The 24,099-nt window shown below is 55.4% G+C and carries 24 protein-coding genes, 1 pseudogene and 1 riboswitch; of the genes and pseudogenes, 4 read left to right on the plus strand and 21 right to left on the minus strand.

Going from position 1 to position 24,099, the window contains the following annotated elements:
• Positions 1 to 8 precede the first annotated feature (8 nt).
• The 4 genes from AAFN83_RS07210 to AAFN83_RS07225 all read right to left on the minus strand — a co-directional run bounded on the left by AAFN83_RS07210 (position 9) and on the right by AAFN83_RS07225 (position 2,315).
• Positions 9 to 161, minus strand: coding sequence for a hypothetical protein (locus tag AAFN83_RS07210; protein ID WP_347768191.1), 153 nt, complete (start codon positions 159 to 161; stop codon positions 9 to 11).
• A 42-nt stretch (positions 162 to 203) separates the two neighbouring features.
• Positions 204 to 896, minus strand: coding sequence for a glutamic-type intramembrane protease PrsW (gene prsW, locus AAFN83_RS07215; protein WP_347768192.1), 693 nt, complete (start codon positions 894 to 896; stop codon positions 204 to 206).
• 227 nt (positions 897 to 1,123) lie between these two features.
• Positions 1,124 to 1,723: a genetic competence negative regulator gene (locus AAFN83_RS07220; protein WP_347768193.1), complete on the minus strand. Its 600-nt coding sequence runs from the start codon at positions 1,721 to 1,723 to the stop codon at positions 1,124 to 1,126.
• A 298-nt stretch (positions 1,724 to 2,021) separates the two neighbouring features.
• Complete coding sequence (locus AAFN83_RS07225; protein ID WP_347768195.1) at positions 2,022 to 2,315, minus strand: hypothetical protein; 294 nt, start codon at positions 2,313 to 2,315, stop codon at positions 2,022 to 2,024.
• Positions 2,316 to 2,537: 222 nt separating this feature from the next.
• Here AAFN83_RS07225 and AAFN83_RS07230 point away from each other — a divergent pair, with 222 nt between their 5' ends.
• Positions 2,538 to 3,404, plus strand: coding sequence for a polysaccharide deacetylase family protein (locus AAFN83_RS07230; RefSeq protein WP_347768197.1), 867 nt, complete (start codon positions 2,538 to 2,540; stop codon positions 3,402 to 3,404).
• Positions 3,405 to 3,508: 104 nt separating this feature from the next.
• On the opposite strand, the gene AAFN83_RS07235 is transcribed toward AAFN83_RS07230, so the two are convergent.
• Positions 3,509 to 4,126, minus strand: a complete 618-nt coding sequence (locus AAFN83_RS07235; RefSeq protein ID WP_347768199.1) for a CPBP family intramembrane glutamic endopeptidase — start codon at positions 4,124 to 4,126, stop codon at positions 3,509 to 3,511.
• A gap of 86 nt (positions 4,127 to 4,212) precedes the next feature.
• On the opposite strand from AAFN83_RS07235, the gene AAFN83_RS07240 reads away from it, so the two are divergent.
• Both AAFN83_RS07240 and serA read left to right on the plus strand, forming a co-directional pair.
• On the plus strand, positions 4,213 to 5,124 hold the full coding sequence (locus AAFN83_RS07240) for a hypothetical protein (protein WP_347768200.1): 912 nt from the start codon (positions 4,213 to 4,215) through the stop codon (positions 5,122 to 5,124).
• Positions 5,125 to 5,630: 506 nt separating this feature from the next.
• Positions 5,631 to 7,217 (plus strand): phosphoglycerate dehydrogenase, encoded by a 1,587-nt coding sequence (serA, locus tag AAFN83_RS07245; RefSeq protein ID WP_347768202.1) that lies wholly within the window; start codon positions 5,631 to 5,633, stop codon positions 7,215 to 7,217.
• A gap of 138 nt (positions 7,218 to 7,355) precedes the next feature.
• Here serA and AAFN83_RS07250 read toward each other — a convergent pair whose 3' ends face one another.
• The 7 genes and pseudogenes from AAFN83_RS07250 to ytfJ all read right to left on the minus strand — a co-directional run.
• Positions 7,356 to 9,170: an ATP-binding protein gene (locus AAFN83_RS07250; protein WP_347768203.1), complete on the minus strand. Its 1,815-nt coding sequence runs from the start codon at positions 9,168 to 9,170 to the stop codon at positions 7,356 to 7,358.
• Positions 9,170 to 9,886, minus strand: a complete 717-nt coding sequence (locus tag AAFN83_RS07255; RefSeq protein ID WP_347768205.1) for a response regulator transcription factor — start codon at positions 9,884 to 9,886, stop codon at positions 9,170 to 9,172. The genes AAFN83_RS07250 and AAFN83_RS07255 overlap by 1 nt, the downstream gene beginning before the upstream one ends.
• 179 nt (positions 9,887 to 10,065) lie before the next feature.
• Positions 10,066 to 10,842 (minus strand): pseudouridine synthase, encoded by a 777-nt coding sequence (locus AAFN83_RS07260; protein ID WP_347768207.1) that lies wholly within the window; start codon positions 10,840 to 10,842, stop codon positions 10,066 to 10,068.
• Positions 10,843 to 10,981: 139 nt separating this feature from the next.
• Positions 10,982 to 11,515, minus strand: a complete 534-nt coding sequence (locus tag AAFN83_RS07265; protein WP_347768208.1) for a spore maturation protein — start codon at positions 11,513 to 11,515, stop codon at positions 10,982 to 10,984.
• 3 nt (positions 11,516 to 11,518) lie between these two features.
• Positions 11,519 to 12,097, minus strand: a complete 579-nt coding sequence (locus AAFN83_RS07270; RefSeq protein WP_347768210.1) for a nucleoside recognition domain-containing protein — start codon at positions 12,095 to 12,097, stop codon at positions 11,519 to 11,521.
• Positions 12,098 to 12,100: 3 nt separating this feature from the next.
• Positions 12,101 to 13,330, minus strand: a complete 1,230-nt coding sequence (locus AAFN83_RS07275; protein WP_347768212.1) for a D-alanyl-D-alanine carboxypeptidase family protein — start codon at positions 13,328 to 13,330, stop codon at positions 12,101 to 12,103.
• A 467-nt stretch (positions 13,331 to 13,797) separates the two neighbouring features.
• A pseudogene (gene ytfJ, locus AAFN83_RS07280) lies at positions 13,798 to 14,193 on the minus strand (GerW family sporulation protein); the annotation flags it as partial.
• Between the two features lie 233 nt (positions 14,194 to 14,426).
• Here ytfJ and fabV point away from each other — a divergent pair.
• The gene (gene fabV, locus AAFN83_RS07285) at positions 14,427 to 15,614 is read left to right on the plus strand and encodes an enoyl-ACP reductase FabV (protein ID WP_347768213.1); all 1,188 of its coding nucleotides are present in this window, start codon (positions 14,427 to 14,429) and stop codon (positions 15,612 to 15,614) included.
• A 107-nt stretch (positions 15,615 to 15,721) separates the two neighbouring features.
• Here the strand turns inward: fabV and AAFN83_RS07290 are convergent, their stop codons facing one another.
• The 9 genes from AAFN83_RS07290 to AAFN83_RS07330 all read right to left on the minus strand — a co-directional run bounded on the left by AAFN83_RS07290 (position 15,722) and on the right by AAFN83_RS07330 (position 24,035).
• The gene (locus AAFN83_RS07290; protein WP_347768215.1) at positions 15,722 to 16,456 is read right to left on the minus strand and encodes a DUF2953 domain-containing protein; all 735 of its coding nucleotides are present in this window, start codon (positions 16,454 to 16,456) and stop codon (positions 15,722 to 15,724) included.
• 140 nt (positions 16,457 to 16,596) lie between these two features.
• Entirely contained in the window at positions 16,597 to 17,283 is a 687-nt protein-coding gene (scpB, locus tag AAFN83_RS07295) for an SMC-Scp complex subunit ScpB (protein ID WP_481810481.1), read from the minus strand.
• Complete coding sequence (locus AAFN83_RS07300; protein WP_347768270.1) at positions 17,267 to 18,088, minus strand: segregation and condensation protein A; 822 nt, start codon at positions 18,086 to 18,088, stop codon at positions 17,267 to 17,269. Before AAFN83_RS07300 ends, scpB begins: the two co-directional genes overlap by 17 nt.
• A gap of 68 nt (positions 18,089 to 18,156) precedes the next feature.
• The gene (gene ribH / locus AAFN83_RS07305; protein WP_347768217.1) at positions 18,157 to 18,627 is read right to left on the minus strand and encodes a 6,7-dimethyl-8-ribityllumazine synthase; all 471 of its coding nucleotides are present in this window, start codon (positions 18,625 to 18,627) and stop codon (positions 18,157 to 18,159) included.
• Between the two features lie 5 nt (positions 18,628 to 18,632).
• Positions 18,633 to 19,892, minus strand: a complete 1,260-nt coding sequence (locus AAFN83_RS07310) for a bifunctional 3,4-dihydroxy-2-butanone-4-phosphate synthase/GTP cyclohydrolase II (RefSeq protein WP_347768218.1) — start codon at positions 19,890 to 19,892, stop codon at positions 18,633 to 18,635.
• A 120-nt stretch (positions 19,893 to 20,012) separates the two neighbouring features.
• Positions 20,013 to 20,675, minus strand: a complete 663-nt coding sequence (gene ribE / locus AAFN83_RS07315; RefSeq protein WP_347768219.1) for a riboflavin synthase — start codon at positions 20,673 to 20,675, stop codon at positions 20,013 to 20,015.
• Positions 20,656 to 21,864 carry a bifunctional diaminohydroxyphosphoribosylaminopyrimidine deaminase/5-amino-6-(5-phosphoribosylamino)uracil reductase RibD gene (gene ribD, locus AAFN83_RS07320; RefSeq protein ID WP_347768221.1) on the minus strand — a complete coding sequence of 403 codons (1,209 nt, stop codon included), beginning with the start codon at positions 21,862 to 21,864 and terminating at the stop codon, positions 20,656 to 20,658. The genes ribE and ribD overlap by 20 nt, the downstream gene beginning before the upstream one ends.
• A gap of 280 nt (positions 21,865 to 22,144) precedes the next feature.
• Positions 22,145 to 22,323: riboswitch (FMN riboswitch) on the minus strand.
• A gap of 192 nt (positions 22,324 to 22,515) precedes the next feature.
• Entirely contained in the window at positions 22,516 to 23,469 is a 954-nt protein-coding gene (locus AAFN83_RS07325) for an LCP family protein (RefSeq protein ID WP_347768222.1), read from the minus strand.
• Positions 23,470 to 23,603: 134 nt separating this feature from the next.
• Entirely contained in the window at positions 23,604 to 24,035 is a 432-nt protein-coding gene (locus tag AAFN83_RS07330) for a peptidylprolyl isomerase (RefSeq protein ID WP_347768224.1), read from the minus strand.
• Positions 24,036 to 24,099 lie beyond the last annotated feature (64 nt).

Raw genomic sequence — 24,099 nt, forward strand, 5'->3', positions numbered from 1 at the left:
GATGCTCCTTATTCCAGCTCCTCCACATCCAGCTCCCGGTCGTTGTCGCAGAGACAGCGCTTGAAGCCGGTATCGATTCGGCCCTTCGACCGAATCCCCTTTAACACAAAGTTCTCGCCGCACTGGCGGCAGCGAATCCGCACCTTCACCCGTGAAGACATTGCGTTCCCTCCAAAGAAAGCTGTCACGAGCCAGTATCTCCGTCATACAGGGAGTTTATACTCCTCCTCCAAGGCGAGCCTCAAGGGAGAGGCGGAAACCGCGTTCTTGATCTTCCACAGCGAGCGCCCCCACAGGAAGAGCATGAACGGGCCGATCAGCCACACCCAACGCGAATCGTAATCGGTCAAAATGTAGTCGAACACCCCGTGATAAAAGACCGGCAGAAGGAACGAGAGCGCGAGCGGGTTGCGAAATGCCTGCGGCTCGAACTTGGCCTTGCCGAAGTAATAGCCCATGAAGACGGCGAACAGCGCGTGGCCGGATACGGGCAAGAGCGCCCTCATGACAATCTGTCCAAAGGAGGAATAGTTGACCAACGCATAGATGATGTTCTCTACCGTCGCAAAGCCGAGTGAAACAGCCGCGGCATAGACGATGCCGTCATAGGGTTCGTCAAACGCCACATGCTTGTAGATGAACACATAGAGGATCAGCCATTTGGCCGCCTCCTCCATGCCGGAGGAATAGACGAACGAGAACAGGAAGGAGTTCTCCCCGAAGCCCAGCACGAAAGCTCGCTGAAGCACCATAAGGGGAAAAACAATGAGCGCACCGCATAGAAACATGCGGGCGACCAGATGAATCGGCTCCGGATCGTAGCGGTCTCTCAGGTACAAGTACGCTAGCAGCGCGCAGCCGGGAGCCGCCGCGGCGGCAATGATGGAAAAAACCATTCACTCAACCTCATCCGTTTAAAATACTTCTATTATAACGTGGAAACCGGGCAGGTGCTATTCCTTTCCGCTGGCAAAAAGCCGGTTTCCCCCCGGAATCCGCTGGAATCTTACGTTTTCCCGGATGAACCGCCCTCATGATCGGAATCCGGGGCTCCTACAAAAAAAAGCCTCCAGCCTTCCCCTTAAGGGGGCTGAAGACTTTGTTCGCGGATTTCTCGGCCTTCTCACCCGAAATGGGTGCAAAGCACGTTGACGGCGTCCCGCTCGATTACCTTCTTGCCGTACTCGTCAAGAACGGCCTGTGTGACGGAAGTGGCCTCTCCATATTCGGATAAAATGGCGATAAGGGCTTGAATCTTCGGTTCATCCTCATCCACTTCCGGCGTATCGAACAACAGAACCCAACGATCTTTATAGGAATATAAGGTGCCATCATTCCCCGCATGGGGCTGAATCACCTTGGCCATTCGAATTAAATCCTCAAGATCACGGAATGCGTACGCGATGATGTCGCTGTGCTCCAGCGTTACTTCCATCTCGTACCCGTCTTCGTCCTCAAAACGGTCTTCGTCCGGTTCTGCGTTCCGGCTGCGCGTCACGATGACGACCATTCCTTGAGCCGGAAGAGCGAACACTTCCACCGCAAGAGGACCGCTGGCATCAAAACCGACCTCGGAGTATGCTTGCTCCATCATTTCGCTGAACAGTTCATGAACCTTAGGAACTTCGCGCCACATGTCGTCCTTCTTGATACCACGCTCCGTCAAATCGTCGAACGTAAGGAAAATCCTAATTTTATCGGTACCGAGTCGTTCAATTTTCATACAGGATCCTCCTTTTCCATCAAGCTATTGGGGGAAAGCGTGTCTGCAAACAGGCTCTATGCCGAACGAACACTTGCTAACAGAATATGATGCCTGAGCACAAAGGTGTTCCGCTTAAGCCAAGCCATGTATTCTGCTTTCTCTATTATATCATGACGCCCTCGGGTTTGGAAAACGATCACGAGAGTCCGTCCATCCCGGGCTGAAACCTTGTTTATCCTTATTACACGCCGAACGGAAAAATAACACAATTCCGATGGAAGGGGAATTGTGTTATTTCCGGGAGTCGGGTCCGCAATCAGTGAAGCTCAGCGGATTTTTCGCTATTCTTTCGCAGAATTTCATTGACCTGAGCTTTCACTTCAGGATCTTGATTGAGAAGCTCGCTCACCTTGCCCAGCCCTGCTTCCCCCTGCTCCTTGTACCGAACCGCTCCGCCGCTTATGCCCTTATCGGCTGCCGCCTTGCTTGCCGTTCCGCCGCCGATCCACGCCATATTCGGGGTAAGCCAGGAGAACTTTCCTCCCCGCATGACATACCGGGTTGCGAACGCTCCTACGATTGCTCCGGCGATAAACCCGCTCATTCGCATGTTGCATCCTCCTCGTATAGGGTAAGGTAATACAGGGATAGGGTTTAACCGGAAGGAATGACCTATGCAAGTGAAATTTAGGAAACCCATTCTTTCGTTCAGGTCTTCCTTCCCATTTCTGTAAATTCAACCAGAGCTTCAAAAGAAGTATGCTATACTAAACGAGTTCATAAGCTCCATTGTCCTTATTCTTCTTTACTCCAAGCAAAAGGTGAGATCTCCATGAAAAAAGCATTCGCTGTTCTCAGTACGGCTGCCGCCCTCTCGCTTGCCCTGTCTGCATGCGGGGCGAAGTCAGCCTCTCAAAGCCCAAGCGGTGTTGCCCCGACGGCTTCAGTTGCTCCTTCAGCGCCTGCATCCGCTTCGCCATCGCCATCCATCGTTCCCACCGTTGTCCCTACGGCCAGCCCCTCACCCAGTCCATCACCAGAAGTGAAGGCGGACTATCAGGTGAACGCCAACTACGACGTCGTGCCGATTGCCGAGGGCGGTGATCGCAAGGTCATCCTGCTCACCTTCGACGATGGACCGAAGGCGGAAGAGACATTGCTGCCCATCCTGGACACGCTGGATAAGCATCAGGCCAAGGCCATCTTCTTCGTCAATGGATATCGAATCAAGGAGAACCCCGAGCTGCTCAAGCTCATTCACGAGCGCGGCCAGATCATCGGCAATCATTCCTACGATCACATTCATTTGAATAAAGAAGACAACGCCTCCATCGATTATCAGATCGATACCGTACAAAAGCAGATTGAGGAGTTGACGGGAAGCGCACCGAAATTCATGCGCCCGCCGAACGGCCTCTCCAATGAGTACTTAAGGGAAAAGTTGAAGAAACAGGGCATTCTCCGCATGAACTGGTCCAATGGCTCTCTCGATTGGGCTCTTCCCAAAGGAACCACAGACAAACCGAAGGCCGTCATCCAGAATGTGATGGACCAGCTTCATTCGGGCTCGAACATCTTGATGCACGAGCTGCCCTGGACCAGCGAAGCGCTGGACAGCCTGCTTACTCAGTTGGAGGAAAAAGGCTACTCCTTCCTCGACCCGAACCGAATTCAAACGCTGACGCCGGAATCACCGTAAGCATTTTTGCCAAATAAATAAGCCCATGAACCCTGTACCGCATAAATGAGAATTTGTTCAAACTCTCGTTTATCGTGCTGAGTTCATTGGGCTTTTTTTGCTGCTTAGGCTTCTTCCTCTTCTTCGTCATCCAGCTTATTGCTCCGATAGCGAATGAGGCAGCCCATGACAAAATCCACAAGAAAATGGGCGATGACCGGCGTCCACAGCGTCCCGGTATGGAGATACACCCAGCCAAGGCCGTAGCTGATGGAAAACACCAACCCGGTCATGAGCCAATGCCGAAGATAGCGGACATGAATAGCGGCAAACAAGATGCTCGTCCAATACGGACCTAGCCAGAACTGAATTCCTCCGCGGAAGAGAATCTCCTCGCAAAGGGCGACCACCAGACTGATTCCCGCAATCTCCCAGATCTTTCGCTTCCCGAACAGCATCTCATTAATTCCGCCATCATCCGAAACCTCCTCATCCGCCACGCGCGCCACGAGGAAATCGGCAGCCATGACAAGGAGCGCAAGACCCCCTCCCCAAAGCACCATATCGGGTAGCTTTATCGGAAAGAGACCTCGTAGGTTTTGCTCCTGCACCACAAGAAGAATGATCCCGATCAGCACCGTTAGAAACTGGGTGATTCCCAGATTTAGGAGAAGCAGCCGGTCGTCCAGGTCGTCGATCGACACTTTCTTTACTTTTACATTACGAAAGTTCCATTTTTTCATAAGCATCCTTCCAGGCATGTCGAAAGATGTATTCCCTTTTTCTCCTCGTTCCCCTATACTGGAAGAAAAAACAGTAGGTGTTTGCCTTGAAAAAGTCACGATCCGAATACTTCGTCGCCTTGGCCCTCGTCTTTTTTATGGTTTGTATCGCTGTCGCGTTCCTCTATGGATTTTTGACCGGAACCGATAAAGTGGAAGCCAAGTACAAGACCCTGCTCGCCGAAAGAAGCGATCCGCTCAACCAAACGGGAGCCTATGACCAAGCAAGTCTCTCCTCTTATTACCATCTTGCTTACCTTCCCTATGAAGATTTCCGAAAGGTCTGGTTTGAAAATACAAATACGCTCGAAACGGCTGACAGCGGAAAGGAAACCAGCTCGCTTGTGCAGGAGATCCGCAAGCAGGCCACCAGCTCCTTCGATCGCATTCACGAAGGCACGATGCCAGAGCACTCTCCTTTACTGGTAGATGCTCATAACCACCTCTTGAAGAGCATGAAGCTGTTTGACCAAGAGCTCGCCAAGTTCGAAGCGGATGCCAAGACGCTCGACGGCTCCAAACTGGCTGCTGCTTTGAACAAGAGTGCAGGCCTGAAGGAGGCAATGCGCTTCGCTTTGCAAGCTCAGGAAGAATACTTTGCTGCCATCCTTCAATGGAATAATAAAGCACCGGATGGTACGAAGAATGCAGAGCTCCTCAAGGAAAAAGATCTGAGCCTGAAGAATTGGGAGTTGCTGAAGCTGAACCAGAAGAACATGTACCTGGCGCGCACGGCTACGGAAGCCCCGCTCTTCTCCAATTATGCCCCACAAGACCTTACGGCGCAAATCGATGCACTCATCGCAACCGGGCAAAGAGACAAGCTGAAGCTCAAATCGGTTCAGGATGCTGTGGATGTGCTTCTCGCAACAGACGCCGTGAGAGAAGGCGACTTTTCTCGATTGAAGGCCAAGCGTTATCCCAACGAAACGATGCCGCTTATTCCTTTCTTTAATTGATGCTGTTTAACCCAGGCTCTCCTTCATGGAGAGCTTTTTGATACCTCGAAAACGAACATTATTCGATATTGTTCGACAATTGTTCGTCCCTTTTGTAAATAAATGCGATTATTCACCGTGATTAAGGATTTTAATTCGGAAATGAATATTGACACTCATACGTTGACGTGATAAAGTATGAAAAGATCATAGACGAACAAGAACGATGACGGAAGGAAGCGTCTGGACCCTCTCAGAGAACCGGTGGTTGGTGCGAACCGGCGAGGGGAAGAACGCAGAGCAATCCTGAGTTGCGGAGCTGAACGATAGTAGGCCTCGCCGGTGTAGGGCACCGTTACGAATCCGGGTCTGTCTCAGACCATGAGGCTGTTTTGCGCGAGCGAACCAGCGAACCAAGGGTGGCACCGCGAAGTATAAGCTCTCGTCCCTTCATACGGATATCCGTGTGAGGACGGGAGCTTTTTTGGCATGACTGATCATTTCCATTGAGGAGAGGGGTAACAAGGATGTACAAAGTATTGGTATCGGATCCGATCAGCGACATGGGGATTCAACAGCTTCACGATGCAGAGGACGTGCAAGTCGACAAAATCACAGGACTGAAGGAAGATGAGCTCGTCGAAATCATCGGGAATTACGATGCTCTTCTCGTCCGCAGCCAGACGAAGGTAACCGCGAAGATCCTGGAAGCCGCCCACCGCCTCAAGGCGATCGGTCGTGCCGGGGTCGGGGTAGACAACATCGATCTCGAAGCGGCCACCAAAAAAGGGATCGTCGTCGTGAATGCTCCCGACGGAAACACCATCGCTACGGCGGAGCTGTCCTTCGCCATGATGATGGCGACGGCGCGGATGATTCCGCAGGCATACAAGAAAACGATTGGCGGCGAATGGGACCGCAAGACGTTCGTCGGCGTGGAGCTTCGCGGCAAGACGCTTGGTGTCATCGGCATGGGCCGCATTGGCAGCGAGGTTGCCAAGAGAGCGAAAGTCTTCGGCATGAAGGTGCTCGGCTATGACCCTTTCCTTACGGAGGAGCGCGCAGAGAAGCTGGGCGTGGTCTTTGCCAGCGTCGATGATATCGTCGAGCAGGCCGACTTCATAACGGTCCATACTCCGCTTACGAACGATACGAGGAATCTGCTCGATCGTCCGCAATTTGCTAGAATGAAAAAGGGTGTGCGCATCGTCAACTGTGCACGCGGGGGCATCATCAATGAGGAAGCCCTTGTCGCAGCAGTCGAAGAAGGTATCGTGGCAGGAGCCGCCTTCGACGTCTTCTTGCAGGAGCCGCTTCCGGCGGATCATCCCTTCACCCAGCATCCGAACATCATCGTCACGCCTCACCTCGGCGCTTCGACCGTTGAAGCCCAAGAGAACGTGGCGATCGACGTCTCGGAGGAAGTGCTGAACATCATGCGCGATCAGCCGTACAAGAATGCGGTCAACATGCCCCCGGTACCGGCTGTGGTACTGAATAAGCTGCAGCCTTTCTTCAAGCTTGGCGAGAAGCTGGGCCTGTTCGTGGCACGGATGGCGGAAGCGCCGGTCTCGGACATCATCGTCAGCTACTCGGGCGAGCTGATGGACCTGGACACCAACCCGCTTACACGTTATGTCATCATGGGTGTGCTCTCCGCTCACTTGGGCAGCGAGGTCAACCTCGTCAACGCTACGCATTTGGCCAAATCGCGCGGGGTGAATGTCCTTGTCCAGAAGACAGCGACAGCAGCAAACTACAAGAACCTCGTTACCGTCACGCTGAAGACGAAAGCCGGAGACTTGACGCTGGCCGGAACCCTGCTGGCCGAATACGGAGAACGCATCGTGCAGGTGAACGACTTCCCGGTGGACATCGCTCCTGAAGGGACCCTCCTCCTGATCTCCCATACGGATAAACCCGGGATCATCGGCAAGGTGGGGACGCTGCTCGGAGAAAACAACGTCAACATCGCCTCCATGCAGGTTGGCCGCAAGGTAGTGGGCGGCTCTGCCATCATGGTGTTAACCATCGACAAGCACGCCGATCACCAAGCCCAGGCTCAATTGGAGCAGCTGGAAGAGATCGTGAAGGTAAAAGAATTAACGCTTTAAATCGTCAAATGGCGAAAGTGTTCCACGACAAACAAGATTCTCTCTGTCATTGCGGCAAAATCATGATCCATTCGCTACACCACTTCAAGAAAAAAACCGGAACTTCCTCAGGAAGTTCCGGTTTTTTGGCGATTGGCGTCATTTGGGCGGCGATAACGGCAGAAACAGAGTAAACGTCGTACCGGTACCGAGCTTGCTGCGCACCTCAATGGAGCCGCGGTGCAATTCAGCGATGTTCTTCGCAATGGCCAGGCCGAGACCGGTCCCCCCGGTCCCTCCTCTCTTCCTGGCTTTATCGGCTTTGTAGAACCGTTCGAATACGTAAGGGAGATCATCAGCAGGAATGCCCTCCCCTTGATCCTCCACCTCCATGGTGACGGCGGGCTGGCCTTTCCATACCGTTGGATAGGATCTCAGCGTAATGACGGCACCTGCCGGCGTATGCCGGATGGCGTTGTCGAGAAGGTTGGTGAGAATCTGCTCCAACCGGTCTTCGTCCGCATGAATCCATATCTCGGCGTTCGGGACGCATTCCAGAGCAAGCTCGACTCCCTTCTCTCGTCCGAGGGCAGCAAATTTCTTTTGCATTCGGCAGAGAAGCTCATGCACACCGGTCTCGCGGAAATGCATTCGCATATGCCCGGTTTCGAGCCTCGACAGATCCAGCAGGTCCCGCACGAGACGCCCCATCCGCAGCGACTCATCGTAGATGATGCGGGCCAGTTCCTTTCTCTCCTCCGGAGAGGCCACGATATCGTCAATGAGTGCCTCGCTGTAGCCCTGCAGCATGGATAACGGAGTGCGCAGCTCGTGCGAGACGTTGGCGACAAAGTCGGTCTTCATCTTCTCGGCTCGATATTCCTCCGTAACGTCCCTGAGCACAACAACAGCCCCGCGAATCGACTCGTCCGAATACAAGGGCGCCATAGCGGCGGACCAAACCGCCTTCTCCACATGAAGCCGCGTGGCAACCTCTCGTGTTTCCGTCGTCACTTGATCGAACAGCGGCTTCAGCGGGTCCGGAATAACGTTGAGGGGCGTTTGCGCATCGCTGTCCTTTTCCTGCTCATAGAGCCGGTATTGGGACCAATCCGCCAGCACCTTCTCGCCTCCCGGGTTCAGAAAGATGATCCTTCCCTCCAGGTCAAACGAGATCACGGCATCCGCCATGCTTCGCAGGACGCTGCCCAGGTTGCCCTTTTCCAAATGAAGATCACGGATGGTATGGTCCAGTTGATCGGTCATGAGGTTAAAGGTGGTGCCCAGCTCTCCGATCTCATCCCGCGAGTGCACAACGACCCTTTGGGTAAGGTCTCCGGTGCGAATATACTCAGCAGCCTTACGCAGCTCAAGCAGCGGTCGGGTAATCTGGGTGATGAGATAGAACGCAAACGAAGTTGTCAGCAGAAATCCCATGATGCACACATAGATAAAAATGCGCTTCACATACTGCTGAAGGTTTTCGATGTTTTTCTTGGATTGGTACAACACCAGGCTGTGGGTGAGCGTATCTCCATTTTGCACGATAGCCGGAGCGGTGACGAGCAGAAAGCTTGCGTCCTCCTTACCCGGAAGGGTATAGCTGGCTTTGAGGCGCCCTCCTTTGCGTATCGCATTCAGATCACTCTCGCCAAAGACATCCTCTGCCTTAACCGTCGCTCCTGCGAGCGTCATCATCAGGCCCTCATTCGATTTCTCCAGCGGAAGCACGACCATGCCGGCCTCTTCCGCAGCCAAAATTTCATTCGCGGAGAGAACGAAGCCGGGATCTCCCTCATGAGAGCGGTAGCTCTCGGCGAGCTTCTCGGCTGTATTCAGCAGCGCCCCCGATTGATCGGGGAATTTCGTATCGATGTAGCGAAACAAAAACAAGCCCAAGATGATCAGCACCACAGCCACCAGTGTGATAATGGTCATCCAGAGCTTGCCGACAACGCTCCGAAAGAGGAGCATTATTTCGGTACCTCCAGCTTGTACCCGACTCCCCAAACCGTAGTAATCATGGCGGCTGCGTCCGGCGATACCTTGTTCAGCTTCTCGCGCAATCTCTTCACATGCGTATCAACGGTACGAAGATCTCCAAAAAATTCATAATTCCAAACATCCTTGAGCAGTTCTTCGCGCGAGAACACCTTGTCCGGCGAGATCGCCAGGTAATGAAGCAACTCATACTCCTTGGGGGTTAAAGCAATTTCATGCCCGCCTGCCGTCACGCGGTGAGCGTCGCTCTCGATGAGCAGATGCGGGAACACGATGTTGTTGCTGGTGTTCGCTCCCTTGGACAGGTACGCCGTTGCCGAGGAGCGGCGGAGGATCGCTTTGACGCGATAGATGACCTCGCGGGGGCTGAAGGGCTTGACGACATAATCGTCTGTACCGGCTTCAAAGCCCTGCACCCGATTCGACTCTTCTCCCTTGGCCGTCAGCATGATGACCGGGGTCGCCTTGAACTGCCGCAAGCGGGCGCACACCTCCAGCCCGTCGATGCCGGGAAGCATCAAATCGAGCAGAATGAGGTCGTAATCTTGATCGATCGCCTTTTGGAGCGCCGTTTCGCCGTCTTCGGCCTCATCGATTCGATAGCCTTCCTTTTCCAAATACATGCGCAGGAGCCGACGGATCCTCTCTTCGTCATCGACGACCAATATGCTTTCGATATTCTCTGACATAAAACGCTCCTCCTAAACCTTCCCGCTTCCGGGCTCTATCCAGGCCGTTCCTAGAGCGTGTTTGCAAACCGGACCGCTTCTGGTTTGCAAATACGCTATAGAAGGAAACCGTTTCCGATTTCCTGCTGTCACGGAATAGTCAAATCATTCCCTCATTATAGCGAATTTTGGCGATTTCGTTAATTCTTTTTTTGAACGGATTGTGAATCGGCTGGACGCGCCGACGTTTGCTCCGCTTCCATCGCCGCTTTGCGCAATTCCTCAACCTCACCGGGAGTCAGGTGACGGAATTTCCCGCGCGGAAGAGCACCCAGATGGAGCGGTCCGAATTGGACCCGCTTCAGTCGAATAACCGGATATTTCACCGCTTCGAACATCCGGCGGACTTGACGGTTCCGTCCCTCGTAGATCGTAATCGAAATCACCGTTTCATTCTTCTCGGGATTGACGTCGTGGTAGTCCACGATGGCAGGCGAAGTCATGCCGTCATCCAGCTTGACGCCCTTCGCAAGCTGCTCCAGCACCTTGCCATGCGGCGTCCCCTTGACCGTTGCCCGATAGGTGCGCGGGACATGATAACGCGGATGGGTCATCACATACGCGAATTCTCCATCGTTGGTAAGGATCAGCAGCCCTTCTGTATCATAATCCAGTCGGCCTACCGGGTAGACACGCTCCTTGATTCCCGGAAGATAGTCAGCCACTACCTTGCGTCCCTTGGTATCCTTGGCACTCGTGATAACGCCCTTGGGTTTGTGCAGGAGCAAGTAAAGCGTTTGCTCATTTTTGATCGGCTTGCCGTCGACCAGAATCTCGTCGGCTGCCGGGTCTACTTTAACTCCAAGCTCCTTCACGACGGTTCCGTTAACTTGTACCCGCCCCGAGCTGATCATTTCTTCGCTTTTTCGCCGCGATGCGATGCCGGCTTGCGCTAATACCTTTTGCAAACGTTCCATATTGTCGGTTCACCTCATTCGTAATCATACCCAGTCGAAAGCAAAATCACAAGCAAAAGAGGGCTTCCTTTTCGGAAACCCTTCCCAATCATCCTGGATTGCTATCTTTTGCTGCAAAACATGGAACAACGCGTAAGCATTAGCCAAAAACCAGGTAACAGACCGCGACGGAAGCAAGGAAGCCGATGGCATCGCTGATCAACCCCACCTTAAGGGCGTATCCTGCCTTACGAATCCCGACTGCGCCAAAATAGACTGTGATCACATAAAGGGTCGTATCAGTGCTGCCCTGAACCGTCGATGCTATGCGTCCAATGAGCGAATCAGGGCCGAATTGCTTCATCAGGTCGGTGGTAAACGCGAGAGAGCCCGCACCCGTAATCGGCCGAAGAATGGCTAGCGGAAGCACTTCTCCCGGAATGCCGGCCAGGTCGAGCAAGGGTTTGATGGCACCCACCAGCATGTCCATTGCACCCGAGGCGCGAAAGACGCTGATGGCCACCATCATGCCAACGAGCGAAGGGATAATCGAAACCGCCGTCTGGAAGCCATCCTTCGCTCCTTCCACAAAGGACTCATAGACCGGTACTTTGCGGAAAGCGGAATAGAGCGGAATGAACACGAGAAGAACCGGAATCGCCCAGGCGGACACAGCGGATAGAACGGCAAACATGGATCAGCCCTCCCGTCTGCGGTACCAACGATCCACGAGGATAGCGCTCGCTGTAGAAACGGCCGTTGCGAGCAGAGTGGTACCAATGATTTCGGCCGGATTGCCGGAATGCAGATTCAAGCGGATGGCGATCAACGTCGTCGGAATGAGCGTGATGCTTGCGGTATTCAAGGCGAGCAGCGTGCACATCGCCGGACTGGCGCGCTCCTTATTCGGGTTCAGTTGCTGCAGCTCCTGCATGGCTTTGATGCCCATCGGCGTTGCGGCATTCCCCAGACCGAGAAGATTCGCACTCATGTTGGACATGATGTAGCCTGCCGCAGGATGGTTGATTGGCACACTCGGAAAAAGAAACCGTACGACCGGTCGGAGCAGCTTGGACAAAACACGCAGCAGGCCGCCCTCCTCCGCAATGCGCATCATCCCCATCCAAAAGGTAAGGACACTGACGAGGCCGAGGGAGACCGTAACCCCTGTCTCCGCTCCTTCAAAAACGGCTTTCGTCACGACATCGATGTTTCCCTGCACAGCGGCGACCACAATGCCGGTCACCAGAAAGAACAGCCAGATCCAATTGACCATAAGCTACTTCTTCCTTTCTCCGGGAATGAGCGCGGACCAAACGTCCGTGAAGGCGATGCGAAACCGATTCATCCAGCTATTGTCCTTGGCTTCTGAACTGCCGTTCGACTCTCCAACGTCCTCGTTTGCAAAGGACCCTTTCGTTCCGCTCGATGATTGGATCTTGGGCTTGGGCAGTTCCTTTAGGGAGACTTGACCGATTCGTTCTCCATTCAGATGGAGAACGAGGTCACCCCGTTTCCCCAGTCGGTATTCCAGGCTTTTGACAGCGGCAGGTTGAAGGGTGCGGCGGATGTCAGCCGCCTCTCCTTTCGTGAGCGGGTAAGCAAATTCCTCGGACGCGGCAAAGCCTTCCCCCACTTTTTCACCCGCTTGGACAACCACCTCAAGCGGATAATTCACAAACCCGTAATCCAGCATCCGGCTGTGATCCGCCCAATCGTTGCCGTCGTTTAGCGTTACGGCAGCAAGCTGCTGGCCATTCCGGGTGGCGGAGGACACCAGACACCGGCGGGATAGCTTCGTAAACCCCGTCTTCACCCCGTCGGAGCCTGGATAGAGCGACAGCATCTTGTTCTTGTTGGTCCAAACGGTGTCCCACGGCTCGTCCTCTCTCGAAATTCGCTTTGATTTGGTCTTGACGATCTCGCGGAAGAGGGGGTTTTTCAAGGCATAAGCGGCGAGCTTGGCCATATCATGAGCAGTCGAATAATGATCCTCCGCATCGAGGCCGCTTGGATTGGCGAAATGTGAGCCGACCATGCCTAATTCCTCTGCTTTCTGATTCATCAAGTAGACAAATCCTTCCTGCGAGCCCCCGACATGCTCCGCTATGGCGGTTGCCGCGTCATTGCCGGACCGCAGCATAAGGCCATAAAGCAGGTCGTTCAAGCTCATCTCCTCGCCTGCCTTCAAATAAATAGAGGAGCCCTCCTTGCCAGAGGCATTAGAGGTCACGGTCACCTTGTCCGACAAATGGCCGTATTCCACAGCCAGAATGGCCGTCATGATCTTGGTTGTGCTGGCGATTCGCATCCGTTTGTCTCCCTGCTTGCTGTACAACAGCCGTCCGGATGTGACATCAATGAGTGCTGCCGTCTCCGCCTGGGTATCCAGGGCAGGAGGTTTTTTTGAGCCTGCGGCCGGCTCTGCGTAGACAGGGGACAGGACGGAGGTCAGCAACGCCATTCCCCCAAGAAGGAGGCATGCCCTCCGAAGCACCTTACGAATCATGGTCTCACTCCCGATTGGTCGATCTCTTATGCCCCATCTATATGCGGCTGGAAGCCGGAACATGTCCACGGTTGTCCGATGCTCTGTCCACGCGTGGACAACCGCAAAAAGACCGCCCCGGCGAAAGCACCAGGGCGGTCTTCTCACATCCATCCAAAGTAAGCATCAACAATTAGCATCAAGAGAGCGCTTCGCTTCTCTTAGACGTCGGCTTTGGGATCAACGCTCGTTAACGAGGTCACCGTAGCGGCATTATCCGATACTGCGAAGGGATTCACTTCTGCCGCATTGGTGAAGCCATTCCCGCTGTTTCCCGTTCCGGAGAAACCACCGCCGTACGAGCCGCCGGTTGTCCCGCCGGAGTAGTTCCCGGTTACCGGACGTGCAGGGGGAATGTTCGCATTCCCGGCTCCCGGAGTTCCAGGCGTGAAGGAGTTTCCGGTCATGCTCGTTCGGTTGGCGCTGAAGCTTTGCAGCATGCCTTGGATGCGGTCCACGACTTGCGGTGCCGAATCGATCAACCGCTCCACCAGATGGGTTTGATTGTCGAGCGGTACCACCCGAACCCCTTGCTTGCCGACGACGAGAAAGGCGATTGGCGTGATGGAGACACCGCCGCCGCTGCCGCCGCCAAAGGGCAGCTGGACGGAAGCATGCTTCGCTTCCTCTCCCAGTTCCTTGCTTTTCTCTGTGTTAAAATCGCTGCCGCCTGCAGCAAACCCAAAGTTCACGCGAGAGATCGGCATGATGACATCTCCGTCGCCGGTCTCAATGGCGTCCCCGACGATGGTGTTCACGTTGACCATTTCGGTAATCTGTTCCATAGCTGTCTTCATTAGGCCTTGAATGGGATGGTCGGACATGGGGTCACTCCTCCTTGAGGTCATAATCAATGTGTGATGAGCTTTTTGTAGCATGCCCATTGTGCTCGAAAGCATGAGTCCTCTGCAAAATCGCTTTTGTTTAAAGCGCTTGATGCGTTGAAGAATCGCCCCTCTACTCTGCAAAGTCGATCGGGACATGGTATACTGGAACACGAAGTTCCAACAACGCTGCTATAGCGGGAATATCATTATGCCCAAAAAGGAGAATCCCGATGGTCATTCAACCGAAAATTCGCGGATTTATTTGCACCAATGCCCATCCGGAAGGCTGCGCTGAGCACGTAGCCGAACAAATCCGGTACATAAAGGAGCAACCGAAGCTGAACGGTCCCAAAAAGGTGCTGGTCATCGGAGCCTCAACCGGATTCGGGTTGGCCAGCCGGATCTCCGCTGCCTTCGGGTTCGGAGCTGACACGATTGGCGTCTTCTTCGAGCGTCCCGCCGAGAAGGATCGCACCGCATCCGCAGGCTGGTACAACACCGCCGCTTTCGAGAAGGCCGCCCGCGCGGAAGGACTTGTTGCCGAGAGCATCAACGGCAACGCCTTCTCCGATGAAATCAAGCAGGAGACGATTGCCCTCATCAAGGAAAAGCTCGGCCAAGTCGACCTGGTCATCTACAGCCTGGCTTCTCCGCGCCGTACGCACCCGAAGACAGGGGAGTCGTTTACTTCCGTCATCAAGCCCATTCAAGCCCCGTATACGAATAAGACGGTTAACTTCATGAGCGGCGCGGTGTCCGAGGTAACGGTAGCCCCGGCTACCGAAGATGAAGTCCGTCAGACCATCGCCGTCATGGGCGGCGAAGACTGGGATTTCTGGATTCACGACCTGCTTGCGGCCGGCGTTCTCGCGCAAGGCGCCAAAACCGTTGCTTATTCCTACATCGGTCCGCAAATCACCTATCCCATCTATCGGGAAGGAACCATCGGTCGGTCGAAGGACCACCTGGAACAGACAGCACATGAGCTGAATCGCCTGCTGCAGGATAAGATCGGCGGCCAAGCGGTCGTCTCGGTCAACAAGGCGCTCGTAACCCAATCCAGTTCGGCCATTCCCATCGTCCCGCTGTACATCTCCCTTCTCTTCAAGGTAATGAAGGAAAAAGGGATTCATGAAGGAACCATTGAGCAAATTTACCGTCTGTACGCGGATCGCCTTTACAAGGAAGAGACTCCGCTTGATGAAGCGGGCCGCATTCGCATTGACGATTGGGAAATGCGCGAGGATGTTCAGCAAGAGGTTGACGCGCTCTGGAACCGCATAACCGAGGAAAACCTGGCGGAGCTTGGGGACCTGGAAGGGTACCGGCAAGATTTCCTTCGTTTGTTTGGCTTTGGTCTTCCGGGCGTAGATTACGAAGCAGAGGTCGACCCGAACGTTCCTCTCACCCGAGCTTGAACTCGTTGCAGAGCTTCAACGTTACATTTCAAGAAGCTCGACGAAAGCAGCAGGACGTGCCGAAAGGCACGTCCTGTTTTCAATTCTATACGCCCGAGGCGATTCCGTCATGACCCGGTTCTGGAGCTGGTGAAGGTAGAGGCAACTGAAGATGCGGCTTTCTGCTGCCTGCGCAAGCTGCGAAGAACGTTCTTGATCTGCTTGAGACTCGAAACCCGGCGCAGGAGACTCCAACCAGAGGCAACGAGAGAGCCCAGCCGAACTTCCATAATCACTTCTACATCCGTAGAGAATGAATAGCGATTGTAGACCGGACTGACCAGTAGAATCGGTTCCGCCTTCACCCTCGTGAGGTCGGTCAAGCGACCGATCAGGAAGGCTTTTACTCCCCATCCCGCTCCGGTGAGCACGGCGGTCGTCGTGGGATTACCCGCCCCGATGGAGGTCGACCACCGAAATCCGGTGCACACGAGCCGGGCCAGCGTCTCCCTCACCCACCCTTTGTAATCGCGAACGTTTTCCTTAAAGCTTCGATAGATCGAAGTCCACCAATCGACATCCCGCTTGTTAAGATCTTCGATGTTGCGGGTTCCTGGCACCGATGGACCTTGCTCCTCTCCTTTGCCGTAAAAACGAAACCCGGTCCAGATGCCTTTATAATCAATCCGAGGAACCTCGTAGCGGTAATGAAGAAACCCGAATAAGGCCTTCACGTCAAGCTCCAGCCGATCGTCTTCCCGCGCGCGGCGAAAGCGAAATTCGATGTGAATCCGGCTTGCCAGAATGGCTCCTCCTATGAGCAGAAGAGCGAGCACTATGATGAGCGTAAGCCACCACCCCATTGCGGATACTCCCTTCCCTGAGTCCGAATGCAAAGCCAACTCCATATGAAAAACCAAAACCCGTGCTGCTTTGGCAAACCACAGCCAAAGAACACGGGTTAGTGTGTACGTTCCGATTGGAATAAATGCACAAGAATGGATTATTCCTCATCCGAGACTGGAATCGGGGACTCTTCCTCCAAAGCTCGGAACGATTCCTCAAGGGCATCCAACTCCGCTTGAAGGGGATCCACCTTGGGCTCATGGGCAAAATCTTCGAACGTGATCTGCTTGGCCTCGGCTCGACCAAACAGAAGCCGATCCTCCTCTTCCGCGCTAAGAACCTGTTCAAAAATTGACGAATCGGGCAAATCCTCCAGGCGTGACATGCCGAAGTAATCCAGAAACAGCTTGGTTGTTCCGTATAAGATGGGACGCCCCACCGCCTCGGCACGGCCTGTCTCCTCGATAAGCTCTTTTGCAACAAGCGTCTGGAGTGCCCGGTCGCATTTGACGCCGCGAATCTCCTCAATCTCCACCCGAGTAATCGGCTGGCGGTACGCAATAATGGACAGCGTCTCGAGTGCAGCCTGGGAGAGCGAGGAACGGGACGGCGACTCTGCAAGCTTTTCAAAATAAGGCGCATGCTCAGCAATGGTCGTCATCTGGTAGGCACCGGCCAATTCGATAATCTGCACCCCTCTCCCGCTCTCCTGGAGGTCTAGGCGCAAGCTTTCTACCAGCTCGCGGGCGGCCGCCGTGCTGATCTCCAGCACCTCCGCCAATTGGCGGGCGTCCAGCCCTTCGTCTCCCGCTGCGAACAGCAGGCCTTCAATAATCGGTAACATCGGATTCCGAGACAACCGCACGTTCATCCTCTCTGGCTTCAATTACGATATCCTCAAACAAGCGATGCTGAAAGCAGACGATCTGCTTCATCTTCATCAGCTCCAGCAGGGCAAGGAAGGTCGTGACGACCTCCTCCCGGGAAAACCCGTCCTCCAGCAGCCGGGAAAACAGGACGCGGCCCCCTTCTCGCTTCAACTGGCGAAGCACTTGCCCGATCCGCTCCTTCACGGAGATTTCATCACGGCGAATACGCGCGACCGCTTGCCGGTTCGCCATCTTCTTCAGGGCACGATGAAAGGCGATGAGCAAGTCGCGAGGCAGGAGCCCTTCCACCGGATTGGACTGAACTTCGCGAGCATAAGGCGACAAATCCACCGGCTCGCGCGTGAAGATGTGGCTGCGTTCCAGCTCCTTTTCCCGCAGATGATCGGCTATTTCCTTGTATTTCTTGTACTCCATCAACTGGCGGACGAGCTCGGTGCGCGGATCGAGGTCAGGATCTTCCATGCCGTCTTCCCACTCCATCTCGATCACCGGAGGCTTCGGCAGAAGCATCTTGCTCTTAATGGATAGCAGCGTCGCGGCCATGACCAAAAACTCGCTCGTGAGGTCGAGCTCCAGCTCCTGGAACAGGTCCAGGTATTCCATGTACTGGTCTGTAATCATCCGGATGGGGATGTCATAGATGTCGACCTCGTTCTTCTCAATCAAGTGGAGCAACAGATCGAGCGGCCCCTCGAAGGCTTCAAGCTTGAAGGTTACCTTATTGGCCCCGGCGGAGGCGGATGGCTCCGCCTCTTCCATAACGAGCGGTGTTGATGCGGATTGTTGTTCCTCGGTAGGTCCATTCATGCGGTTCTCCGTAATCTCCCTTACGCGTGAATCTGTTTAACCAGGTTCACCATTTCAATGGCAGTGGCTGCAGCTTCCCAGCCTTTGTTGCCAGCCTTCGTTCCAGCTCGTTCAATGGCCTGCTCGATGGAGTCCGTGGTCAGGACGCCAAAGATCGTCGGCACTCCCGTGGAGAGACCGATCGAAGCCACTCCCTTGGACACCTCGCTCGCCACGAAGTCAAAATGCGGGGTTGATCCTCGAATGACAGCGCCGAGGGTAATGACCGCATCGTATTTGCCGGTCTCCGCCATCTTCTTCGCAATGATAGGGATTTCGAAAGCACCCGGTACCCAAGCGATGTCCACATCCTCCTCATCGGCTCCGTGCCGCTTCAGGGCATCGAGAGCGCCGGAGACCAGCTTCCCAACGATGAATTCATTAAACCGTCCTGCGACGATGGCATACTTGCTGTTTTCCGAAATCAGGTTTCCTTCAAACGTACGAGTCATCTGGATCATCCTTTCTTATTAGAAGAGGGTTGGATTTGGGCGTTCGGTTCGTTCTGCTCCACAAATTGCAGGAGATGGCCCAACTTCTGTTGCTTCGTATGCAAGTAGTTTGTGTTATCTTCATTTTCCGGCATTTGCAGGGGAACTCGTTCGACCACATGAAGGCCGTAGCCCTCCAGGCCGGCAATCTTGCGCGGATTATTCGTCAGAAGACGAATTTGTCGTACACCCAGATCACGTAAAATTTGCGCTCCGATGCCGTAATCCCGCAAATCAGGTGCAAAGCCTAGTTTAATATTCGCGTCTACGGTGTCAAGTCCTTCTTCTTGAAGCTTATAGGCGCGCAATTTGTTGATGAGCCCGATGCCGCGCCCTTCCTGCCGCATATAGAGCAGGACGCCGGCTCCGGCTTGCTCGATGCGGGCAAGGGCCGCTTCCAGCTGAGGCCCGCAGTCACAACGATGGGAGTGAAAGACATCTCCAGTCAAGCATTCGGAATGTACCCGCACGAGAACCGGCTTCTCGGGATCGAGCGTTCCCTTCACGAGCGCAATGTGCTCCTTGCCGTCCACTTCGTTCGAATAAGCTACAGCTTGAAAGGTTCCAAAGTCGGTGGGAAGCTTCACCTCTACCTCCCGGATGACGAGCTCATCCTTCTCATTCCGATAGCGAATCAGATCGCGGATGCTGATGAGCGTGAGGCCTTTTTCCTCTTTCAGCTTCATCAGATCGGGGACGCGAGCCATCGTGCCGTCCTCCTGGATGACCTCGCAGATGACCGCGGCTGGCTCCGCTCCGCAAAGACGCGCCAGGTCGACGGCTGCTTCGGTGTGGCCAGCTCGGCGCAGGACGCCGCCCTTCTTGGCAATGAGCGGGAAGATGTGCCCGGGACGGCGGAAGTCACCTGGCTTGGCCTCGCTATCAATAAGCGCTTGAATGGTCAAGGAGCGCTCATGGGCAGAGATGCCGGTCGTGGTCCTCACATGGTCAACCGAGACGGTAAAGGCCGTTCCATGGTTATCTGTATTGTGCTCGACCATCGGCCGCAGGTCAAGCTCAGCGGCACGCTCTTCGGTGATCGGCACGCAGACCAGCCCGCGTCCTTCCCGAATCATGAAATTGATGACTTCGGGGGTAGCCTTCTCCGCCAACGCGATGAAGTCACCTTCGTTCTCCCGGTCCTCGTCGTCGACGACCAAGATGACCTTGCCTTGCTTCAGGTCCTCGATCGCCTTTTCAATGGAATCCAAACGAATGGGGTCCATGTCTTTTGTCCCTCCTGTCTTTCCATATCTAACAAATGTCAGTTGCACTACTTGTCTGTTGCTTTATCTGCCTGTTGTTCTATCTGCCCGTTGCTCCAAAATCACTCTCACTCGTTGTTCTTAAAGAAAGCCGTTCTCCGCAAGAAAAGCCTCGGTAAGGCCACCTGTTTTCTTGGTTGCTGCGGATGGGGCCGGTGCACGCAGCAGGCGGTCGATGTACTTGCCGAGGATGTCGGCTTCCAGGTTGACGGTATCACCCGCCGCTTTATCGGCCAGGATGGTCTCCTGCAAGGTGTGGGGAATGATGGACACCGCAAAGGATTCCTCTGTCGTGTCCACCACCGTCAGGCTGATGCCGTCAATCGCTACGGAGCCCTGCGGGATGATGTAGCGCAGCACATCCTCCCGTTCCGGCCGGATGACATAGACGACGGCGTTCTCTTCCCGATTCCGGGAGAGGATTCTTCCCGGTGTGTCCACGTGTCCCTGCACCATGTGTCCCCCATAGCGGCCGCCGGCCGCCATGGCACGCTCCAGGTTGACCCGACTTCCCGGTTGAAGTTGCTTCAGGTTGGTGCTCCGGTACGTCTGGGGCATGACATCCATGGAGACGCTGGAGGCGTCGAACCGGATGACGGTCAGGCAGACGCCGTTGACGGCGATGCTGTCGCCGAGGTGAACATCCTCCAGAATGCGCGTGGCACTGATCGTCAGGACGAGCGCCTGCCCCTCTCGCTGCACGCCGCGCAAAACCCCGATTTCTTCAATGATCCCGGTGAACATGAGCTTCTCCTCCCCTCGACGTCATAGTGCCTGTTGCCTCTGCCCCTGTCTCAGCTCCTGGCTTTCCTTCCTCCATAGAAAGGTTCCCGTAGATCGGATAGCCGGTCAGGCACAGGTCTTCCCCAAACGGCTCGGCCTTCATGTTCGTGAAGCGAATCGCATCCGCCATCCGGTCAAAGCCTTCAAAGGCGAAGCTGACGGGGGCATTCGCCCCGCCAATGATCTTCGGCGCGAAGAAGAGCACGAGCTTGTCGACCAGTTGCTCCGCCAGCATCGCGCCGTTCAGACGGCCGCCTCCTTCGAGGAGGACGGAGCCAATCTCGCGCCGCCCGAGCTCGCGCAAGGCGGCTCGCAGGCTGACGCGCGCTCCGGCTCCCTCGACGGGCACGACCTCGGCGCCTCGCTCCACCAGCCGGCGCGCTCGTTCGGGGTCTGCGCCTTCGCGCGTCAGCACGAGCACGGGCCCGCCGGAGCCTGGGCGAAGGAGCCGCGCATCCGACGGAAGCCGGAGCTCGGAGTCGACGATAACCCGAACCGGCTGGAGAGCCGGTACGGAGAGGCGCGTCGAGAACTCCGGGTCATCCGCGAGCACGGTGCCGATGCCGGTCAGCACCGCCTGGTTCCGGTGACGCAGGACGTGCACGAACTCCCGCGATTGCGGGTTCGTGATCCACCGGCTGTCCCCGGTGCGGCTGGCGACCCGGCCGTCAAGTGTGCTCGCGGTCTTCAGCGTGACGAAGGGCATCCCCGTCACGATGTACTTGCGGAACGCCTCGTTCAGGGCGAGGGCTTCCGCTTCGCGGACGCCCGTCACGACGGCGATTCCCTGCTCGCGCAGCCGGGCGAGCCCGCGTCCGGCCACGGCCGGGTTCGGGTCGCTCGCCGCGACGACCACGCGCGCGACCCTCTCGGCCACGAGCCGGTCCGCACACGGCGGTGTCTTGCCGTGGTGGCTGCACGGCTCCAGCGTGACGTAGACGGTCGCGCCTTCGGCTTCACCGCCCGCCATGTTCAACGCATGAACCTCCGCATGGGCGGTCCCGCGCTTCAGGTGAGCTCCCATGCCCACAATTCGCCCGTCCTTCACCACGACGCAGCCTACCGCCGGGTTGATCCCGGTCTGTCCCGCTGTTCCCCTCGCGAGGTTGAGGGCCAGCCCCATGTAATGATCATCGCTCAATTCGTCCACTCGGATTCCTCCCTTCTTCGATGATTTCCCAAGCGCGGCGGATCCACACAAGTCACAACAAAAAAGCCCCCGATCCAAAGGTTCGGGGGCTTGGGTTCTGAAATACGGGCAGCGCCAACGACAGCCATCCAGTCTCCTTGCTCATGCTGATTCAGACGGCGGGCGAATCCCGCATTCCTCTTCGAGCGAATGAACGAAAGACAAGCAATCAACGAACGGAATCCGCTCTTGATAGGCTTGTGAAAGGAGGTACAAAGAAGCCGAGCCGTTGGTTCTGTCGCATTTCCTTCTCCCATCCAGACTGTAACTGTCGGTCCCGGATTTGCACCGGATCAGCCGAGAGCAGGACACGGGATACGAACCGTTCCTAACACTCAGGTCACGGACTTCCACTGGCGGGGTCTCCCCAAGCTAGCGGTCACCGTCGGTAGGGACTTGCACCCTGCCCCGAAGGAAATCTTCCCCCCTCTTTCAAGGGGTTATCCCGATTCTACCACTCCAGAGCGGGTTTGCAAACCCTGTCTTTCCATAATGGGCAAGCCGTGATCCTCGTCCGTCACCGCACTTCAGATAAAAAACAAGCAGGCACTCCATGCTCGGAGTGCCTGCTTGCCTAGAGGATAGCTTAGCGATTAATCGACAGGCCTGCGCTTACTTCCCACCCGTTTCCCCATCGGCAGAAGCCTTCTGATCGGCTTGCTCCAGCGTGGAAGACACAAAGCCTTGGAGAGCAGCAGGGTCCGCGCTGAGGGCCGCTCCGCTCTTCGTGCGGATGTTCTTGATGAGATTCGTCGGCGGCAGCTGCACGCTGCGGATGCCATTGCCCTTCGCGTCATAGCCTAGCTTGCCCAGCTTGAGCATGTCGGAAGGCTCCATATTCGTCGTAACATAAGGGCTGACTGATTTGATGATACCCGGCAGCTTCACAAGAGAAGACGCATTCTGAAGCTTCTCGGTGACGGCGGTGATCAGCTTGCGCTGCCGCTCGGTACGCGAGAGGTCCGACAACGCATCGTGACGGAAGCGTACGTATTGCAGGGCGGTTTTGCCGTCCAGCTCCTGAACGCCTTTTTTCAGATGGATGTCGAATTTGTGACCGTCGGCCGCATCTTCATAATCCATGTCCTTCTCTACATCCAATGTCACGCCGCCAACTGCGTCGATCAAGGACATGAAGCCTTGGAAGTCGGTATAGACGTAATAATGAATGGGAATGTCCAATAGCTCGCTCACCGTTTGAATAGCCAATGAGGGTCCTCCGTAGGCGAGGGCTGCATTGATTTTGCCTTTTCCGTGATCGGGAATGCTCACATACGTATCGCGGAGCACTGAGAACAGCACAATGCTCTTGTCCACTGGATTGACGGACGCAATCATGAGCGTATCGGCGCGCGGATTTTGATCCTTGCCGCTGTCGCGGGAATCCCCCCCGAGCAGCAGAATGTTCACTCGATCCTTGCCCTTCCATTCCGTAGTTCCGCTGACTTCTTCGGCGTGGCTGCTCAGGCTGTTCAAGGAATCATACACCCGGTACACATAGACGCAGACCACGACCACGAGAAGGAGCAGGATCCCGAGGATGAGGCGTTTCTTCGACTTCTTCATGAGTTCCCCCTCTTTGTCTCTCTTGACTACCACGGACAAATTGACGGTTTCTTCTAGGGAAAAGTTGCACCGCATAACGAAAGAATCCCGGGGCGGAGCTCATCCGCGCCCGGGACTTTTGGCCCGCTGTCGTCTTATACCTCGGTGACTTCTACCTTGGCCATCTTGTCGCGGCCGCGGAACGTATCCACGGCTTCCATGCCGCTTACCACCTTGCCGAACACGGTGTGTTGTCCATCGAGGTGCGGCTGCGGAGCGTAGCAGATGTAGAACTGGCTACCGCCGGTGTTACGGCCTGCGTGGGCCATGGCGAGCGTTCCCCGTTCATGCTTGTTCGGGTTGATCTCACAGTTGATCGTGTAGCCAGGGCCGCCGGTTCCGGTTCCTTGCGGACAGCCGCCTTGTGCGACGAAGCCCGGGATGACGCGGTGGAACACGAGGCCGTTGTAGAAGCCGCTGTTCGCGAGCTTTTCAAAGTTGGCCACCGTGTTGGGGGCGTCTTGCTCAAACAGGTCGATGACGACTTGTTCGCCGTTTTCCATCGTAATGGTCGCTTGTTTAGCCATGGTTAGGTCTCTCCTTCGTTAACGAACTCGGTTTCCATTGTACGGGGAATGGAACAAAAACACA

Origin of the sequence: Gorillibacterium sp. CAU 1737, from assembly GCF_039888655.1 — a bacterium.
GTDB lineage: Bacteria > Bacillota > Bacilli > Paenibacillales > NBRC-103111 > Gorillibacterium.

Coding starts and splice junctions, on each gene's coding strand:
- AAFN83_RS07310 (WP_347768218.1), bottom strand. CDS start 19,892: ATGGACCCCATTCGTTTGGATTCCATTGAAAAGGCGATCGAGGACCTG.
- AAFN83_RS07220 (WP_347768193.1), bottom strand. CDS start 1,723: ATGAAAATTGAACGACTCGGTACCGATAAAATTAGGATTTTCCTTACG.
- AAFN83_RS07260 (WP_347768207.1), bottom strand. CDS start 10,842: ATGGAACGTTTGCAAAAGGTATTAGCGCAAGCCGGCATCGCATCGCGG.
- prsW (WP_347768192.1), bottom strand. CDS start 896: ATGGTTTTTTCCATCATTGCCGCCGCGGCGGCTCCCGGCTGCGCGCTG.
- AAFN83_RS07300 (WP_347768270.1), bottom strand. CDS start 18,088: ATGGAAGAGGCGGAGCCATCCGCCTCCGCCGGGGCCAATAAGGTAACC.
- ribE (WP_347768219.1), bottom strand. CDS start 20,675: ATGTTCACCGGGATCATTGAAGAAATCGGGGTTTTGCGCGGCGTGCAG.
- AAFN83_RS07265 (WP_347768208.1), bottom strand. CDS start 11,515: ATGTTTGCCGTTCTATCCGCTGTGTCCGCCTGGGCGATTCCGGTTCTT.
- AAFN83_RS07275 (WP_347768212.1), bottom strand. CDS start 13,330: ATGATTCGTAAGGTGCTTCGGAGGGCATGCCTCCTTCTTGGGGGAATG.
- AAFN83_RS07290 (WP_347768215.1), bottom strand. CDS start 16,456: ATGGGGTGGTGGCTTACGCTCATCATAGTGCTCGCTCTTCTGCTCATA.
- fabV (WP_347768213.1), top strand. CDS start 14,427: ATGGTCATTCAACCGAAAATTCGCGGATTTATTTGCACCAATGCCCAT.
- AAFN83_RS07210 (WP_347768191.1), bottom strand. CDS start 161: ATGTCTTCACGGGTGAAGGTGCGGATTCGCTGCCGCCAGTGCGGCGAG.
- serA (WP_347768202.1), top strand. CDS start 5,631: ATGTACAAAGTATTGGTATCGGATCCGATCAGCGACATGGGGATTCAA.
- AAFN83_RS07225 (WP_347768195.1), bottom strand. CDS start 2,315: ATGCGAATGAGCGGGTTTATCGCCGGAGCAATCGTAGGAGCGTTCGCA.
- ribH (WP_347768217.1), bottom strand. CDS start 18,627: ATGACTCGTACGTTTGAAGGAAACCTGATTTCGGAAAACAGCAAGTAT.
- AAFN83_RS07325 (WP_347768222.1), bottom strand. CDS start 23,469: ATGAAGAAGTCGAAGAAACGCCTCATCCTCGGGATCCTGCTCCTTCTC.
- AAFN83_RS07255 (WP_347768205.1), bottom strand. CDS start 9,886: ATGTCAGAGAATATCGAAAGCATATTGGTCGTCGATGACGAAGAGAGG.
- AAFN83_RS07330 (WP_347768224.1), bottom strand. CDS start 24,035: ATGGCTAAACAAGCGACCATTACGATGGAAAACGGCGAACAAGTCGTC.
- scpB (WP_481810481.1), bottom strand. CDS start 17,283: ATGTTACCGATTATTGAAGGCCTGCTGTTCGCAGCGGGAGACGAAGGG.
- AAFN83_RS07230 (WP_347768197.1), top strand. CDS start 2,538: ATGAAAAAAGCATTCGCTGTTCTCAGTACGGCTGCCGCCCTCTCGCTT.
- AAFN83_RS07270 (WP_347768210.1), bottom strand. CDS start 12,097: ATGGTCAATTGGATCTGGCTGTTCTTTCTGGTGACCGGCATTGTGGTC.
- AAFN83_RS07235 (WP_347768199.1), bottom strand. CDS start 4,126: ATGAAAAAATGGAACTTTCGTAATGTAAAAGTAAAGAAAGTGTCGATC.
- AAFN83_RS07250 (WP_347768203.1), bottom strand. CDS start 9,170: ATGCTCCTCTTTCGGAGCGTTGTCGGCAAGCTCTGGATGACCATTATC.